Annotated in this window: 18 protein-coding genes; 9 read left to right on the top strand and 9 right to left on the bottom strand. The window is 61.0% G+C overall.

The features are described from left to right. The first annotated feature begins 10 nt into the window (after positions 1–10). Together CYR52_RS06885 and oxlT are read left to right on the top strand one after the other, a co-directional pair. Complete coding sequence (locus CYR52_RS06885; protein ID WP_101828275.1) at positions 11–1,351, top strand: aspartate aminotransferase family protein; 1,341 nt, start codon at positions 11–13, stop codon at positions 1,349–1,351. Between the two features lie 138 nt (positions 1,352–1,489). Beyond that, complete coding sequence (gene oxlT / locus CYR52_RS06890) at positions 1,490–2,785, top strand: oxalate/formate MFS antiporter (RefSeq protein WP_101828260.1); 1,296 nt, start codon at positions 1,490–1,492, stop codon at positions 2,783–2,785. A 40-nt stretch (positions 2,786–2,825) separates the two neighbouring features. On the opposite strand, the gene CYR52_RS06895 is transcribed toward oxlT, so the two are convergent. Then, positions 2,826–3,632 carry an MBL fold metallo-hydrolase gene (locus CYR52_RS06895; RefSeq protein ID WP_072928153.1) on the bottom strand — a complete coding sequence of 269 codons (807 nt, stop codon included), beginning with the start codon at positions 3,630–3,632 and terminating at the stop codon, positions 2,826–2,828. Between the two features lie 327 nt (positions 3,633–3,959). On the opposite strand from CYR52_RS06895, the gene CYR52_RS06900 reads away from it, so the two are divergent. Beyond that, the gene (locus CYR52_RS06900; protein ID WP_072928152.1) at positions 3,960–4,178 is read left to right on the top strand and encodes a hypothetical protein; all 219 of its coding nucleotides are present in this window, start codon (positions 3,960–3,962) and stop codon (positions 4,176–4,178) included. A gap of 48 nt (positions 4,179–4,226) precedes the next feature. Here CYR52_RS06900 and catA read toward each other — a convergent pair whose 3' ends face one another. The 7 genes from catA to CYR52_RS06935 all read right to left on the bottom strand — a co-directional run bounded on the left by catA (position 4,227) and on the right by CYR52_RS06935 (position 10,010). Next, positions 4,227–5,156: a catechol 1,2-dioxygenase gene (catA, locus tag CYR52_RS06905; RefSeq protein WP_101828261.1), complete on the bottom strand. Its 930-nt coding sequence runs from the start codon at positions 5,154–5,156 to the stop codon at positions 4,227–4,229. A gap of 87 nt (positions 5,157–5,243) precedes the next feature. Next, the gene (gene catC / locus CYR52_RS06910) at positions 5,244–5,534 is read right to left on the bottom strand and encodes a muconolactone Delta-isomerase (protein WP_072928149.1); all 291 of its coding nucleotides are present in this window, start codon (positions 5,532–5,534) and stop codon (positions 5,244–5,246) included. 21 nt (positions 5,535–5,555) lie between these two features. Beyond that, positions 5,556–6,671, bottom strand: coding sequence for a muconate cycloisomerase family protein (locus tag CYR52_RS06915; RefSeq protein ID WP_072928147.1), 1,116 nt, complete (start codon positions 6,669–6,671; stop codon positions 5,556–5,558). Next, positions 6,646–7,437: a 3-oxoadipate enol-lactonase gene (pcaD, locus tag CYR52_RS06920; protein ID WP_072928146.1), complete on the bottom strand. Its 792-nt coding sequence runs from the start codon at positions 7,435–7,437 to the stop codon at positions 6,646–6,648. Before pcaD ends, CYR52_RS06915 begins: the two co-directional genes overlap by 26 nt. Positions 7,438–7,446: 9 nt before the next feature. After that, on the bottom strand, positions 7,447–8,649 hold the full coding sequence (gene pcaF / locus CYR52_RS06925) for a 3-oxoadipyl-CoA thiolase (RefSeq protein WP_072928144.1): 1,203 nt from the start codon (positions 8,647–8,649) through the stop codon (positions 7,447–7,449). Beyond that, the gene (locus CYR52_RS06930) at positions 8,627–9,316 is read right to left on the bottom strand and encodes a 3-oxoacid CoA-transferase subunit B (protein ID WP_101828262.1); all 690 of its coding nucleotides are present in this window, start codon (positions 9,314–9,316) and stop codon (positions 8,627–8,629) included. The genes pcaF and CYR52_RS06930 overlap by 23 nt, the downstream gene beginning before the upstream one ends. 10 nt (positions 9,317–9,326) lie before the next feature. Beyond that, positions 9,327–10,010, bottom strand: coding sequence for a 3-oxoacid CoA-transferase subunit A (locus CYR52_RS06935; protein ID WP_072928135.1), 684 nt, complete (start codon positions 10,008–10,010; stop codon positions 9,327–9,329). Positions 10,011–10,229: 219 nt separating this feature from the next. Here CYR52_RS06935 and CYR52_RS06940 point away from each other — a divergent pair, with 219 nt between their 5' ends. The 6 genes from CYR52_RS06940 to CYR52_RS06965 all read left to right on the top strand — a co-directional run bounded on the left by CYR52_RS06940 (position 10,230) and on the right by CYR52_RS06965 (position 13,920). Next, complete coding sequence (locus CYR52_RS06940) at positions 10,230–11,048, top strand: IclR family transcriptional regulator domain-containing protein (RefSeq protein ID WP_072928133.1); 819 nt, start codon at positions 10,230–10,232, stop codon at positions 11,046–11,048. A 261-nt stretch (positions 11,049–11,309) separates the two neighbouring features. Continuing rightward, the gene (locus CYR52_RS06945) at positions 11,310–11,708 is read left to right on the top strand and encodes an H-NS family histone-like protein (RefSeq protein WP_072928132.1); all 399 of its coding nucleotides are present in this window, start codon (positions 11,310–11,312) and stop codon (positions 11,706–11,708) included. Positions 11,709–11,906: 198 nt separating this feature from the next. After that, on the top strand, positions 11,907–12,272 hold the full coding sequence (locus CYR52_RS06950) for a hypothetical protein (protein WP_072928130.1): 366 nt from the start codon (positions 11,907–11,909) through the stop codon (positions 12,270–12,272). A gap of 119 nt (positions 12,273–12,391) precedes the next feature. Next, positions 12,392–12,832, top strand: a complete 441-nt coding sequence (umuD, locus tag CYR52_RS06955) for a translesion error-prone DNA polymerase V autoproteolytic subunit (RefSeq protein ID WP_072928325.1) — start codon at positions 12,392–12,394, stop codon at positions 12,830–12,832. A gap of 162 nt (positions 12,833–12,994) precedes the next feature. Continuing rightward, positions 12,995–13,447 carry a type II RES/Xre toxin-antitoxin system antitoxin gene (gene parS / locus CYR52_RS06960; protein ID WP_072928128.1) on the top strand — a complete coding sequence of 151 codons (453 nt, stop codon included), beginning with the start codon at positions 12,995–12,997 and terminating at the stop codon, positions 13,445–13,447. After that, positions 13,447–13,920 (top strand): RES family NAD+ phosphorylase, encoded by a 474-nt coding sequence (locus tag CYR52_RS06965; protein ID WP_101828263.1) that lies wholly within the window; start codon positions 13,447–13,449, stop codon positions 13,918–13,920. Before parS ends, CYR52_RS06965 begins: the two co-directional genes overlap by 1 nt. Positions 13,921–13,985: 65 nt before the next feature. On the opposite strand, the gene CYR52_RS06970 is transcribed toward CYR52_RS06965, so the two are convergent. Beyond that, entirely contained in the window at positions 13,986–14,903 is a 918-nt protein-coding gene (locus CYR52_RS06970; protein WP_072928124.1) for a manganese catalase family protein, read from the bottom strand. Positions 14,904–15,054 lie beyond the last annotated feature (151 nt).

Genomic DNA, 15,054 nt, shown 5'->3' on the forward strand with positions numbered 1-15,054 from the left:
AGGGATCATTATGGCTACACGCTCAACCATCATGGACACCAACAGCTTCCGCGCGGAACATGCCGGCCAGCTGGACAGCGACACGCGCCGCCTGACCGACCAGCGCAGCCGGGTGCTGGGGGAATCTTACCGCTTGTTCTACCGCAAACCGGTGCATCTGGTGAAAGGCCGCGGCCAGTACCTGTGGGACGCCGCCGGGGACAAATACCTGGATGTCTACAATAACGTCGCCAGCATCGGCCATTGCCACCCGGCCGTGGTGGAGGCGGTAACGGCACAGATGCAGCAACTGAATACCCACACCCGTTACCTGCACCAGCGCATCCTCGACTATTCAGAAGATCTGCTGGCGACGCTGCCCGCCGCCCTCGACCGCGCCATGTATATGTGCACCGGCTCGGAAGCCAACGATCTGGCGATCCGCGTGGCGAAGGCGTACAGCGGCGGCACCGGCATCATTGTCACGCAGGAGGCATACCACGGCACCAGCGAATTGACCTCCGGCGTCTCCCCGGCGCTCGGCAGCGGCCAGCCGCTGGCGGCCACTACCCGGCTGGTGCCGCCGCCGGACCGCTACCGGGTCACTGACCCTGATCTCGGTGCCTGGTTTGCCGGCCAGATCCAGCAACAGATTGATGACATGGCCGCGCACGGCATTACATTCGCCGGTTTCCTGGCGGATTCGATCTTCTCCTCAGACGGCGTGTTGCCGGACCCGGCCGGGTTCCTGCAACCGGTTATCGACGTGGTGCATAAAAATGGCGGGATCTATATCGCGGATGAGGTGCAGCCCGGCTTTGGCCGCACCGGTGAGGCGTTCTGGGGCTTTGCGCGCCACGGCATTGTGCCGGACATCGTCACCACCGGCAAGCCGATGGGCAACGGCATCCCGGTTTCCGCCATGCTGGCAAAAAGCGAGGTGCTGGCTGCCTTCAGTGACACCATCCCTTATTTCAACACCTTTGGCGGTAACCCGGTGGCGATGGCCGCCGCGCAGGCGGTGTTGCAGGTGATTAAAGACGAGCAATTGCAGCAACACAGCCTGGCCGTGGGGCAACAGCTGTTACGTGAGCTTCAGGGGCTGGCAGCGAAGTATGAGTGCGTGGGCGATGTGCGCGGGGCCGGGTTGTTTATCGGTTTCGAACTGGTCAGCGACCGGGCGGCGAAAACCCCGGACAAAGCGCTGGCACTGGACGTGACTGAACGGCTGCGCGAACAGCGGGTACTGACCTCGGTTGCGGGGCCGTATGGCAACGTGCTGAAACTGCGCCCGCCGCTGGCGTTCCAGGCCGGCGACATCGACTGGTTGGTCAGCGCACTCGATACCAGCCTGGCCACGCTGTCACGCTGAAGGCGAAAGGGGCGAATGCCCCTTTTTGCGCCATACGGTTTACCTTTCCCCTGGCACACATCCTGCATTACCTGCTTATCCCTGTTGGCGGCCGGCGCGATCCCCGCGCCCGGCGGCGGAATGAAAGGAACGATAAGCATGACGGCACACACTCTCCCGCTGGGTTTTACGGCACGCACCAAATGGCAGCAACTGGTGCTCGGTTTGATCTGTATGGCGGCAATCTCCAGCCCGCAATATGTCTGGACGTTACTCACCAAGCCGCTGGCAGCGTCATTGGACGTGCCGCTGGCAGAACTTCAGGTGACCTTTTCCCTGCTGATTATCCTTCAGACCTTCTTCTCACCGTTTCAGGGCAAATTGATTGACCGCTTTGGCCCACGGTTGCTTATCTCGCTCGGCACGCTGCTGGCGGGATTCAGTTGGGTGCTGACCTCACAGGTCGCCAGCCTGCCGATGCTCTATCTGGTGTATGGCGGTATGGGCGGCCTCGGTACCGGCATTGTTTATGTGGGCGTGGTGGGGCTGATGGTGCGCTGGTTCCCGGCGCAGCGCGGCTTTGCCGCCGGGATGGTGGCGGCGGGCTACGGCATGGGCGCGATTGTCACCACATTCCCGATCTCCGCCTCGCTGGCGGCGTATGGCCTGAGCCACACCCTGTGGCTGTTCGGGCTGATCTTTGCCGCCATTGGGTTTGTCGCGGCGCAGGGGCTGCGTGTGCCGCCGTCGGCCGTGCCGGCGCATCATGACGCCACGGCGGGCGCGCCCGCCCAGCGGCAGTTCCGCCCCGGTGAAATGTTGCGCCAGCCGCTGTTCTGGCTGATGTTTTTGATGATGACCATGATGTCCACCTCCGGCCTGATGGTCACCTCGCAGATGGCGATCTTCGCCCACGATTTCGGCATGACCGGCGTGACGGTGTTTGGCCTGGCGGCGCTGCCGCTGGCGATGACCATCGACCGCTTCACCAACGGCCTGACCCGCCCGCTGTGCGGCTTTATCTCTGACCGCATCGGGCGTGAAAAGATGATGTTCTGGGCCTTTGCGCTGGAAGGGGTGGCGATGACGCTCTGGCTGATGTGCCGCAGCGATCCGGTGCTGTTTGTGCTGCTCTCCGGGCTGGTGTTCTTTGGCTGGGGTGAAATCTTTTCGCTGTTCCCGTCCACGCTGACGGATACCTTCGGGGCGCAACACGCCACCAGCAACTATGGCTGGCTCTATATGTCGCAAGGGGTAGGCTCCATCTTCGGCGGGCCGCTGGCGGCGATGCTCTATCAGCACAGCGGTGGCTGGGGGCTGGTGTTCGGCAGCGCGATTACCCTGGATTTCATCACCGCGGCCCTGGCGCTCTGGGTGCTGAAACCCTGGCGCGCCCGGTTCCTGAGCCGCCAGCCCGCGGCCTTTGCCCCGCAGGCCGTCTCAACGGCACCGTAACCTGCCGGCCGGACATCCGCTGTCCGGCCCGTTTTTCCCGCTAACTCAGCAGATCAATATAGCGTTTTACCGCCTGCGCCACGACGCGCTTGCCGTCATGCAGGATTTGCTGGCCGGGAAATGCCCCGTACAACCGGTTAAAAGAGAGCGTGTCCAACCGGCTGCCGATATGGCGCACATCGCTTGCGCCCAGCGGCAACAGATTGGGGTAACTGCGCATAAAGGAGACGTGGGCGTTGTCCGGGGAGATTTGCAGCGTGTCGCCTACCAGCACCACACCGGTGCGATCGTGGGTGCCGTTCCAGTGCAACACTGTGGCACCGGGGAAGTGCCCGCCGAGGCAGGCGAGCTGCACACCGGGCAGCAGATCCAGGGCTTCCCCCTTCCAGAAATGGATCGCCGGGGAAGGGCGCACCACCCACGCACGGTCGGCGGCGTGCAGGTGAACCGGCACATTGCCGAACGCTGCGCTCCAGTCCTGCATCCGGGTGTAGTAATGCGGGTGGGACACGGCAATATGCGCCAGCCCGCCGAGGCTCTGCACCAGCGCTTTGGTGGCGTCATCCAGCAGGGCGGTGCAGTCCCATAAGATATTGCCGTGCGGGGTTTGCAGTAAGAAGGCCCGCTGGCCGATGCCCAGCTCAGGCGTCGGGTGCAGGCTGAACAGGCCCGGCTCGTGCAACTGCCAGGCGTGGGTGTAGTGTTGGTCAATGTGCTCGGCGGTGGTCCACTTTTGCCCATCAGGCGGTACCCACTGGCGTTCATCATCGCAGATTGCGCAGTGTGCCGGTGCGGCTGCGACCGGCGGGTAAGCGGTGCCGCACGTGGAACATACATAAAGGGTCATCAGCTCCTCCCTGTCGTCTCGCGCCACTCTGGGGCAAGCTCCGGCCCGCAAGGCGCAACGTCAGCACCCCTCATCAGATTATCCGCGACGGGTGCCACCATAGATAAGAATAGTTGATGATTACGCTTGTGCCTGTTATTGCAGCTATTCCTGCCCCGGCTGATTTTATGCGGCACGTTTCCCATTATGGTGAATAGCCTTTTGGTTTGTGTGGCTAAGTTTGTATACTCTCCGCGCCTGATTTAGCAGGTAAGCGCCACAGGCGGCCGGGCACCCTGCACACGTGCCGTCTGATGACACATGGTTGTGTTTCCGGAGTGACGGGTTATGAAGAATGAAGAAAGAGACAATATTTTAGACCGGCTTGAACAGGTGCTGATCAGCAGCAAACTGGGCGCCGAGGAGCAGGTGGCGGTCGTGATGCTGCTGACGTTTAACCTGTTGGCCGCCAGCCGCACCAATGCCGTCAGCCTGGAGATTTCCGATGGGCGCACCCTGTCTGTAAAACTGGAAAATCCCCATTCTGCGCCGGTTCATACCCACTGATTCCCTTTGTTCACGGGCAGGCGCGCTGCCCGTGTTTTCCTTCCTGCTTTATTCCTGCAAGGCACGCAGGCGGTTAATGCGCTGCTCTTCCAGCGGCTGGGTGGCCGGGGCCAGCACGAAATCAAATTCAATCTCGGTGTGCGGGTGCGGCAGGTCGCGCCGGGCGCTGAGTTGCGGGTCAGTGATCTCCACTGGTTCAGCAATCAGTTCATCACGGGTAGCGAACGCGAAATCGTCCCACAGGTACTGGTCACCGTTGAGGTTGATCTGGGTGGTAAGGTGCTTGTGGCCGGGCGCAGAGATAAAGAAGTGGATATGCGCCGGGCGGTTGCCGTGGCGGCCGAGGCGGTCCAGCAGCGCCTGCGTTGGGCCGTCCGGCGGGCAGCCGTAGCCGGACGGCACAATGCTGCGCACGGCGTAACGGCCGTCGGCATCGGTTTTCACACGGCGGCGCAGGTTGTATTCGCTCTGTGATTTATCAAAGAACGAGTAATTGCCGAGCGTATTGGCGTGCCAGATGTCCACAATCGCCCCCGGCAGCGGCTGACCGCCCGTGTCTTTCACCTGGCCATGCAGCCACATCACCCGGCCCTGATCCTGGCCGTCATCCATGCGTGCATAGCCGTCACTTAACGGGGCATTCGCCACATACAACGGCCCCTCAATGGTGCGGGGGGTGCCGCCGCCAAAGCCCGCCTCGGCCTCGCGCGCATCTTCACGCAGGTCGAGGTAGTGCTCCAGCCCCAGGCCCGCTGCCAGCAGCGCCGCCTCCTGCCGCCCGCCCAGGGTGTGCAGGTAATTGGCTGCCTGCCAGAACTCCTCCGGCGTAATATCAAATTCATCAATCAGGTTACAAATATCGCCCACCAGCCGGTGCATTATTTTTTTAAAGCGAAGATCGCCGCCTTCACTATTAAGCCCGCTGCTGATCTCAATTAATTTTTTTACGTCTTCATGCTGGCTGAATTTAGTTGTCATGTTATCGCCCTCATTGCAGTGTAGGGTAGGTCAGGGTAGACAGCGGCAGGGCGGCGTGAATACACCGCCCGGTATAGCCTTTTTTAATTAACGGTCGTCGCTATGAATACTGGAAGGGTGGCGGCATAACGGTGCCACGCTGATGGTCATGTACGGGTAAAGCGGCAACCCGTTCAACAGGTTATGCAATTCTTCATTGCTCTCCACGTCGAAAATACTGACGTTGGCATAACTGCCTGCTACCCGCCAGACATGCCGCCATTTGCCCTGCTCCTGTAATTTCTGGGCATAGGCTTTCTCGTCCGCTTTTATTTTATCTGCCACATCTTTCGGCATATCCAGCGGAATATTCACGGTCATCTCAACTTTAAATAACATCCGGTGACTCCTGTGTAAGATCTATTTGCGTTGGTAGAAGCGGAATTTATCTTCATCCAGCGTGATGCCCAACCCTGGGCCTTGCGGCAGGGTAACCCGGCCATCACGGAAAACCGGGGGGTTGGCAATAATATCGTCTTTCAGTAACAGCGGGCCAAACATCTCCGTGCCCCAGCTGAGCGGCAGGGTTGACCAGGCGTGCAGTGAGGCCACGGTGCCGAGCGTGCCCTCCAGCATGGTGCCGCCATACAGCGCGATGCCCGCTGCCTGCGCCACATGGGCCAGCTTCAGCGCTTGCGCCGGGCCGCCTGCTTTGGCAATTTTCAGTGCATAGGCCCCGGTAAACCCGGCTGCTGCCAGCGCATAACCGTCGTGGGCGTCGGCTACCGCTTCATCCGCCAGCACCGGCAGCACAAAACGTTGGCTGAGGCTGACCAGCGCGGCGCGGTCCCACAATGCTACCGGCTGCTCCACCAGGTCGATGCCGATTTCCTGCAACGCCGCCATGCCGCGCACGGCGGTGACGGCGTCCCACGCCTGATTCACATCCACCCGGATGCTGACGCCGTCACCCAGCCCCTCTTTGATTGCCTGGGTATGGCGCAGGTCTTCCGCCAGCGTTTTCGCGCCGATTTTCAGCTTAAAGGCCTGATGGCGGCCCTCTGCCAGCAGCCGTTTGCCCTCGTCGATATCGCGCCCGGTATCGCCGCTGGCGAGTGTCCACAACACCGGCAGGGAAGGCGTGATCGCGCCGCCCAGCAGGGTGCTGACCGGCACCCCGAGGCGTTTGCCCTGAAGGTCGAGCAGGGCGGTTTCCAGCGCCGATTTGGCAAACGTGTTGCCCTTCACCGGCAGGTTCATCGCCGCCGCCAGTGATGCCGGGCCGTCAAAACGTTTGCCGCACACCGCCGGGGCGAGGTAAGTGTCAATGGCGGATTTGATGCCCTCCGGGCTTTCCGGGCCGTAGCTCAGGCCGCCGATGGTGGTCGCCTCGCCCCAGCCGACTGCGCCGTCGCTGTCGGTCATTTTGACGATGGTCAGGGTCTGGCAGCCCATGGTGGCCATCGAGAGTTTATGCGGACGGATGGTGGGAATATCCACCAGCCAGCTCTCAATGCGTGCGATCTGAATGCTCATCGGCGGCTCCTTGTCGTTCTAAAAAATGCAGCAATTGGGCGGTGAAGGCGTCCGGCACTTCGATATTGCTGAGGTGCGAGGCGGGCAGAATATGCAGTTCAGCATCCGGCGCGTGGCGGAGAATCTCCCCGGCGTCCTGCACGGTGGTGACCAGGTCATCCTGCCCGGCCAGCACCCGCATCGGGCGCGGCATGGCGGGCAGTGCGCTGCGGAGGTCCGCCCCGGCCAGCGCCTCACAGCAGGCGGCGTAGCCCTCTGCATCGGCGGCCGCCAGCGCAGCGGCCAGGGCATTGACCTGTTCCGGGTGGCGGCGGATAAAGTCCTCGTTGAACCAGCGGGCGGGGGAGGCCTCCGCCACCGGCTTCAGCCCCTCTGCGCGTACCAGCCGCGCCCGTTCCAGCCAGCCTTCGCGGCTGCCGATGCGGGCGGCCGTGTTCGCGACAACAAAGGCGTGGAAGCGTGACGGCGCATAGCGGTTGAGCCACAGCCCGGTCAGCCCGCCCATCGAGATGCCGCAGAAATACGCCTGCTCTGCACCGACGTGATTCAGCAGGGTAATCACATCTTCACCCAGTTGCGCCAGCGTCAGCGGTTCAGCGGGCAGCGGGGTAGTGCCGTGGCCGCGCGGGTTATAGCGCAGCACCCGGAAATGGGCGGTCAGCGCCGCCATCTGCGGCTGCCACATCGTATAAGTGGTGCCGAGCGAGTTGGCGAGCACCAGCAGTGGGGCCTGTTCCGGCCCGTCGAGGCGGTAATCAATCTCCATCATCTCTCCTCAGGCCCGTTCCAGGATCAGCGCGATACCCTGGCCGACGCCGATGCACATGGTGCACAGGGCGTAACGGCCGCCGGTGCGTTGCAGTTCATAGGCCGCGGCCATCGCCAGCCGCCCGCCGGAGGCACCGAGCGGGTGGCCGAGCGCGATCGCGCCGCCGTGCGGGTTGACGTGCGGCGCGTCATCCGGCAGCCCCAGTTCACGGGTCACGGCCAGCGCCTGCGCGGCAAAGGCTTCGTTCAGCTCAATCACGTCCATCTGGTCAAGGCTCAGCCCGGTATTCTGCAACACTTTGCGCACGGCGGAGATCGGGCCGACGCCCATAAACGCCGGTTCCAGCCCGATAACCGCGCTGGCGACAACCCGCGCCAGCGGCGTCAGGCCGTTGCGTTGTGCGCCGCGCTCGCTGGCCAGCAGCAGGGCGCAGGCACCGTCATTCAGGCCGGAGGCGTTGCCCGCCGTCACAGTACCCTGGCCGTTGACGACCGGTTTCAGCTTTGCCAGCGCCTCCAGGGAGGTGGCGCGCGGGTGTTCATCCCGTTCAACGCGCAGCGGTTCGCCCCGTTTTTGCGGGATCGTCACCGGCATCAACTGGCGGGCAAATATCCCGCTCTCCTGGGCGGCGGCGGTGCGCTGCTGGCTGCGCAGGGCAAAGGCGTCCTGATCTTCCCGGCTGATGCCAAAGCGCGCCGCGACGTTTTCAGCGGTTTGCGGCATGGTTTCCACGCCATACAGCGCCTGCATTTTCGGGTTGATGAAGCGCCAGCCCATGGTGGTGTCTTCCAGTTGCATGGTGCGGCTGAAGGCGCTCTCCGCCTTGCCCATCACAAACGGCGCGCGCGACATGCTCTCCACGCCGCCGGCCAGCAGCAGGTCGCCCTCGCCGCTTTTAATCGCGCGGGCGGCCATCGCCACCGCATCCAGGCTGGAACCGCACAGCCGGTTGACCGTGCAGCCCGGCACCGACACCGGCAGCCCGGCCAACAGCAGCGCCATGCGTGCCACGTTGCGGTTGTCTTCGCCCGCCTGGTTGGCGCAGCCCAGCAGCACATCGTCTAACTGGCCCCAGTCCACCTGCGGGTTGCGCTGCATCAGCGCCTGGATCGGCAGCGCGGCCAGATCGTCAGCGCGCACCGCGGCCAGCCCGCCATTCAGGCGGCCAAAGGGGGTACGGACTCCATCACACAGATAAGCGGCGTTCATCGGCGGCCTCGGTTTGCGTCAGGTTGAAAATGAGGCGGACCGGGGTCACCTCCTGTAACTGTTCCGGCGTCAGGCCGCCGAAAATCTCCGTCACCACCAGCCCGTCGGGCGTGACATCCATCACCGCCAGATCGCTGTAGATACGGCTCACGCAGCCGATGCCGGTCAGCGGGTAGGTGCAGTGCTCCACAATTTTGCACTCGCCGTGGCGGGTGAGGTGCTCGGTCATCGCGAACACCTGCCGCGCGCCGATCGCCAGATCCATCGCTCCGCCCACCGCCGGGATCGCGCCCGGCTTGCCGGTGCTCCAGTTTGCCAGGTCACCGCGTGCCGACACCTGATAAACGCCCAGCACGCAGATGTCGAGGTGGCCGCCGCGCATCATGGCGAAGGAGTCACCGTGGTGGAAATAGCAGCCGCCGGTCAGCAGCGTCACGTACTGTTTCCCGGCGTTGATCAGCTCCGGGTCTTCCTCGCCCTCCGCAGGGGCAGGCCCCATGCCGAGGATGCCGTTCTCACTTTGCAGGAAGATCTCTTTATCGTGCGGCAGATAATTGGCGATCTGCGTCGGCATCCCGATGCCCAGGTTGACATACGCCCCTTCCGGGATGTCCTGGGCGATCCGGCGTGCCAGCTGTTCGTGCGTCAGTTTTTGTTCATAGTTCATCATCGGCTCCTCAGGCGGAAAGGCGGTCAGCCGGGGCAGTCGCCACCAGACGCTGGACAAAAATGCCGGGGGTGATCACCTGTTCCGGGTCAAGCCCGCCCAGCGGCACCAGCCGGTTGACCTCGGCCAGGGTGCAGGTGGCGGCCATCGCCATGATCGGCCCGAAGTTGCGCCCGGTTTTGTCATACACCAGGTTGCCCCAGCGGTCACCCAGATGGGCGCGGATCAACGCGTAATCGGCTTTCAGCGGCCGTTCAAACACATAGTGGCGGCCGTCGATTTCGCGCGTCTCTTTGCCTTCGGCCAGTTGGGTGCCGTAGCCGGTCGGGGTGAAAATCCCGCCCAGCCCGGCGCCGCCTGCCTGGATGCGCGCCGCCAGGTTGCCCTGCGGCACCAGTTCCAGTTCCAGTTCGCCGCGGCGGTAGAGGTCATCAAATACCCAGGAATCGGACTGGCGCGGGAAGGAGCAGATCACCTTGCGCACGCAGCCCGCTTTCAGCAGCGCCGCCAGCCCGGTGTCACCGTTCCCGGCGTTGTTGCTGATAAGCGTAAGGTCACGCGGGCGGCGGCGGATCAACGCTTCCAGCAGGGCGAACGGCTGCCCGGCCTGCCCAAACCCGCCAATCATCAGGGTTGCCCCATCGGGGATATCCGCCACCGCGTCGTCGGTGGAGGGGACGCTTTTATCAATCATCGGCTCTCCTGTCCTGTGTCTGCCTTGTTGGCTGCTCTTTTTTCACCCTATGCCTGCCCACCCGGCCGCTGCAAGACCGAATATCAAAACATTGTGCGATTATCGGCCATATTGTTATTGAGGTGTTAAAATTGTGATCTACCCAGAGAAAAGCGCGGGTGCAGGCTTGCCGCGGCGCAACAGGGTGAGGTACAGAATCGGCAGCGAAAAAGGAGGCTCATGGACAGCAACAGTGAATTACAACGTCTTGATGAGATTGGCGCGTTGACGGACGCCACCTACAAAGGCGACCCCAATTTTATGGCGTCGCTGGCGCGCGGGCTGGAGGTGTTGCAGGCATTTACCCCGTTGCACCACCGGCTGTCAGTGTCGCAAATCAGCCAGAGCACCGGCATCCCACGCGCGGCGGTGCGGCGTTGCCTCTACACGCTGCGCGCGCTCGGTTTTGTGCACTGTCCGGACGGGCGGCACTATGTGCTGCTGCCCAGGGTGCTGACCATAGGCCATGCCTATCTTTCCAGTTCAGAACTGGCGAAAGCGGCGCAAAACTCGCTGGAGTTCCTAAGTAAACAGCTCAATGAGTCCTGTTCGGTTGCCACACTGGACGGGGACAATATTCTCTACATCGCCCGCGCCACGGTGAAACGCATCATGACGATTGATCTCGGGCGCGGCAGCCGTTTACCGGCCTATGCCACGTCGATGGGGCTGGTGTTGTTAAGTGCGCTGGACGAGGCGGAACTGGACGCCTACCTCTCGCGCGTGACCTTTGAACCGCTGACGCCGCACACGGTGCGCAATGCGGAACAACTACGGGAGCAACTGGCCAGGGTGCGGCGGCAGGGCTACGCGATTAACGATCAGCAGCTTGAGCTTGGGTTGCGCTCAATTGCCGTGCCGATGCATTCGCGCAAAGGGGGCGTGGTGGCGGCGATGAACGTTGGGGTCAATGCGTCACAGGTGTCGGCACAGACCCTGCGCGAGAAGGTATTACCGCAGTTACAACGTACGGCAATGGAGCTGGCGCTGCTGTTGTAGGGCGGCGGATATATCCGCCGATATGGCCGGGATATTTCACCACGCCTGACGCAGTAACGGCCTGCTATTTCCGCCGCGGCTTTCTTGCCGGGGGAATAAACCCTTTTCCGCGCGCGGACTATATCCGCCCGGAATCGGGTAATAATTCATCTGTTGTCGCCGATTTTCGGCCCGTGGGTATTATTCTGCGGGAAGATATTATACTATCCCGGTTTTTTAAGACATGCATAAATATAAAGCAATAATGTGGAAGGATTTATTATGAATGGTTTTCTGAAGACGTTGAACAATATCCGCACCCTGCGTACCCAGGCACGGGAGGTTAATCTGTCAACCTTAGAGGAAATCCTGCAAAAGCTGACGACCATCGTGGAAGAACGCCGCGCGGAAGAAGCGTCACAAAAGCAGCAGCAAGAAGAACACGCCTCCAAACTGAAAGAGTACCTGTCCCTGATGCAGGAAGACGGCATCGACCCGGCCGAGCTGCTGGTACTGACCGAGAGCAAACCGGGCCGCAAGACGCGCACCCCGCGCCCGGCCAAATATCAGTTTGTGGATGAAAACGGCGAAACCAAAACCTGGACCGGCCAGGGCCGTACCCCAAAACCGATCAAGCTGGCGCTGGATGCCGGCAAGTCACTGGACGATTTCGCCCTCTGACACCTCCGGGCGCTGCGGCGCCCGTTCATACTGTTGTCCGTTGATACTGTTATCCGTTGCTACTGCCGTCCGTTGATACCCTTTTCGTGCCCGGATCCCCCTTAATTAAACCTTACCTCTCCCGGCCGCTTATTTCCTCTGGTGGTTTCCCCTTTTCCGCTTTACCATCGCCTTTTATTCTGGTGAAAAAAACAAAACATGAAAAAAAGCGTAACCGCTATTCTGACCGTGGGGCTGATATTGGCCGTTGGGGGCGGTGTGATGAAATCCCGCTCGGATAAAGCCCATAAAGAAAATGACGCCTATTATTCTGCCCTGATGTGTGTGATTAGCCAACGGCAGGGAACCGGCCACCCGGCGGATTATTATCTTGCACAATTCAGCACGGTGATTGAGAAAGGGAATGCATCGTATGCGCTCGACCATAAAGCGCTGGATGAGGAGGAGGCCAACCGGGTGATTGACGCCTACCGCGCCCTGACACCGGCGCAGAAAGCGCGTTTCCAGGCTGATGATGACGCCTGCCGCGCCGGGCTGGCCGCCGCGTTGGCCGCACACCACTAAGCAAAAATGTTATGCCTTTGCTGATAAATCGTTGAAGAAAAGGGATCAATGCCGCTTCTCAAGAAGATAAATTGTCTTATACTGTGTATACATACAGTATCATTGAGGGAAGTGATGTGATTGTGACTGAACTGTTCACCTGTCCGGATGAGGGATTGCCGGTACTGGCGTTGCCGCTGTTTGCTGACTATTGCCGTGCCGGGGTGCCGTCTCCGGCGGCGGATTACATTGAGCGTTCGCTTGATCTGAACGAGTACTGCATCCGCCACCCCAGCGCCACCTATTTTGTGCGCGCGGAGGGAGATTCGATGCTGCTGGCGGGGATCAACAGCGGAGACCTGCTGGTGGTGGATCGCGCAGAGACCCCGGTACATGGGGACATCGTGATCGCGGCGGTAGAAGGGGAGTTCACGGTAAAACGGCTCTGCCTGACCCCGCGCCTCTGCCTGGAGCCGATGAACCCGGCCTACACGCCGCTCTACCCGGCCCCCAACCAGCTGGAGATTTTCGGCAAAGTGCTGCACGTGATCCATACCCTGCGGAACCAGGGGCGAGGGTAAACAAAAAGGCACGCCTTACAGCGTGCCCTTTTCTTTTTATCGCCAGCCTTACGCCGACGGCAGGTTTAGCTCATTAGTGGCCAGGGTCACCGGTATGCTGCCTTGCCGGTCATGTTCATGTGAGCTAAAATAAGCATCAAATGAACATGGGAGGGCCGGCGTATGTCTGTCAATGTCTACAAACCGCATAAACAGCAGGTTGAACGATCATTGCTGTTTTCACTGAATCTGCCGGAAACACTGCCTGAAGCCCATAACCGCATAACGGATGGGCTGAGCGCAACGCTGTTAAAACAGACAGCGTCGCTCTCATCATTCGATGAAGCCTGGTTGTGCCGCCTGGCGGGGATTGACCGGAACACCTATAACCGCCGGGTAAAAAGCACAGAGCAGACGTTTTCTGCTGACCAGAGCGGGCGGATTTATATGCTGATCCGGGTGCTCTCCGCCGCCGGAAAACTGTTTAATGGTGACATGCGCCGTGCGGCTGAATGGCTTGATACGCCTGCCAAAGGGTTAGGGGGCAAAAAACCGTCAGAGCTGACCTCAACCGTGGTCGGTGCAGAGGCGGTGATTAACCTGATCGGCCAGATTGAGCATAGTGTTATCACCTGATGGCCACCGTGACGTTCTATCGGTTGGTTAAAACCACCTATGCCGGTAACGCCTTTGATGGCTTTGGTGCCCGTACCTATGGTGGGCGCTGGAATTCGGTCGGCAACGCCTGCGTGTACCTGGGATCAAGCCGGGCGCTGTGTGTGCTTGAATCGCTTGTCCATCTTACTATTGCCGATCTGTCGCACAACTATTCCATGTTGTCGCTGGACATCCCCGAAGCGCTGATTGCTGAGCTTGATAAGGCCGCCTTGCCTGACGGATGGCAGGACGACCCGGCGCCCGCCTCAACAAAAGAGATTGGCGATGGATGGCTGAGCAGTACGGATAATGGCCTGGTATTAAAAGTGCCCAGTACCATTACCGGCGAATGGAACGCGCTTTTTAACCCCCGGCATCCGGCGGCCTCTGACGCCCTCAACACCGTTCAGCGAGCCCCTTTTTACTTTGACCCACGTTTTGCCCTGAAGTAAAACACGGGCCAACGCAACAAAAAGGGCACACCGCAAGGCGTGCCCTTTTTCTTTTATCTGCTGCCTCAGGCCGGCGGCAGGTTCGGGTCGGTGGCGTCCTTGTCCTGCGCGATACCGGTTGGCGAGGTGGCGCCCAGCTCAGCACCGGTGGTCGGGTTCACCGACGGGTCAGACTGGGTGCGTTGCGCCATCACTTCATAATCCACTTTCTGCGCTTCCGGAATGGTCAGCACGGCCAGGCCGTCGCCGCCATCCACCGCCGGTTGCGGGTTGGCCACGTAGTTGAAGTTCTCGTCCGAGTTCCAGCTGCCGCGCACTTCTCCTTCATCAGACATGTTGTAGTAGGTGTTGGCGAACTCCGGCACCGGCGGCAGTTTGCCCGGCGGGAAGTTGTTGCGGATGGCGTACAGCGCTTTCTCAAACGAAAGCTGGTGCGCCACTTCACGTGTCATCAGGAAAGAGAGGGCATCCCGTACGCCGACATCGTCGGTGAGATTGATCAGACGTTCGTAGACGATTTTAGCCCTGGCCTCGGCGGCAATATTGGAGCGGAGATCGGCTGTTGGCTCGCCGATGGTATCAATGTAGGCCGCCGTCCAGGGCACGCCGGCAGAGTTGATCAGCGGTGGCCCGCCGCCATACAGCACGCTGGTGATGTGGCTGTCATTGCCGTTGCCGGTCAACGAGCGGTACAGGTCGGCTTCCTTCTGGGTACCTTCGGCCAGCTCGCCTTTTGCGCCTTTGTTCAGCATGGCAACGATGGTGCCGATGATCTCCAGGTGGCTTAACTCTTCGGTTGCGATGTCGAGCAGCAGATCTTTGCGCCCTGGGTCATCGTCGCCCAGCCCTTGGGTAAAGTAGCGGCAGGCCGCGGCCAGCTCGCCCTGCGGCCCGCCAAACTGTTCCAGTAACAGGTTGGCAAGGCCGGGGTTCGGCTCGGCGACACGGACGGTGTACTGAAGTGATTTCACATGTTTAAACATTCGCCATCCTCAATGTTCGGGTGGTCGATTTTCATGGGGGATCCCTGAAAATCGCATTGTGGTGCTGATATAAACGAGGTGCTCACATAAAAGCTCCAGCCACGGCAGAGGCCGCAACGGAGGGAGGGGCAGAACTGTGTCAGCGTGCGCC

The sequence above is a fragment of the Chimaeribacter arupi genome, assembly GCF_002858805.1.
Taxonomy (GTDB): Bacteria; Pseudomonadota; Gammaproteobacteria; order Enterobacterales; family Enterobacteriaceae; genus Chimaeribacter; species Chimaeribacter arupi.

What these genes read in the sequence shown, in the direction of transcription:
- oxlT (WP_101828260.1), top strand. Translation starts at nt 1,490, where the DNA reads ATGACGGCACACACTCTCCCGCTGGGTTTTACGGCACGCACCAAATGG.
- catA (WP_101828261.1), bottom strand. Translation starts at nt 5,156, where the DNA reads ATGACAACTAAATTCAGCCAGCATGAAGACGTAAAAAAATTAATTGAG.
- CYR52_RS06940 (WP_072928133.1), top strand. Translation starts at nt 10,230, where the DNA reads ATGGACAGCAACAGTGAATTACAACGTCTTGATGAGATTGGCGCGTTG.
- CYR52_RS06945 (WP_072928132.1), top strand. Translation starts at nt 11,310, where the DNA reads ATGAATGGTTTTCTGAAGACGTTGAACAATATCCGCACCCTGCGTACC.
- parS (WP_072928128.1), top strand. Translation starts at nt 12,995, where the DNA reads ATGTCTGTCAATGTCTACAAACCGCATAAACAGCAGGTTGAACGATCA.
- CYR52_RS06895 (WP_072928153.1), bottom strand. Translation starts at nt 3,632, where the DNA reads ATGACCCTTTATGTATGTTCCACGTGCGGCACCGCTTACCCGCCGGTC.
- CYR52_RS06885 (WP_101828275.1), top strand. Translation starts at nt 11, where the DNA reads ATGGCTACACGCTCAACCATCATGGACACCAACAGCTTCCGCGCGGAA.
- catC (WP_072928149.1), bottom strand. Translation starts at nt 5,534, where the DNA reads ATGTTATTTAAAGTTGAGATGACCGTGAATATTCCGCTGGATATGCCG.
- CYR52_RS06930 (WP_101828262.1), bottom strand. Translation starts at nt 9,316, where the DNA reads ATGAACTATGAACAAAAACTGACGCACGAACAGCTGGCACGCCGGATC.
- CYR52_RS06970 (WP_072928124.1), bottom strand. Translation starts at nt 14,903, where the DNA reads ATGTTTAAACATGTGAAATCACTTCAGTACACCGTCCGTGTCGCCGAG.
- CYR52_RS06915 (WP_072928147.1), bottom strand. Translation starts at nt 6,671, where the DNA reads ATGAGCATTCAGATCGCACGCATTGAGAGCTGGCTGGTGGATATTCCC.
- CYR52_RS06965 (WP_101828263.1), top strand. Translation starts at nt 13,447, where the DNA reads ATGGCCACCGTGACGTTCTATCGGTTGGTTAAAACCACCTATGCCGGT.
- pcaD (WP_072928146.1), bottom strand. Translation starts at nt 7,437, where the DNA reads ATGGAGATTGATTACCGCCTCGACGGGCCGGAACAGGCCCCACTGCTG.
- CYR52_RS06935 (WP_072928135.1), bottom strand. Translation starts at nt 10,010, where the DNA reads ATGATTGATAAAAGCGTCCCCTCCACCGACGACGCGGTGGCGGATATC.
- pcaF (WP_072928144.1), bottom strand. Translation starts at nt 8,649, where the DNA reads ATGAACGCCGCTTATCTGTGTGATGGAGTCCGTACCCCCTTTGGCCGC.
- CYR52_RS06950 (WP_072928130.1), top strand. Translation starts at nt 11,907, where the DNA reads ATGAAAAAAAGCGTAACCGCTATTCTGACCGTGGGGCTGATATTGGCC.
- CYR52_RS06900 (WP_072928152.1), top strand. Translation starts at nt 3,960, where the DNA reads ATGAAGAATGAAGAAAGAGACAATATTTTAGACCGGCTTGAACAGGTG.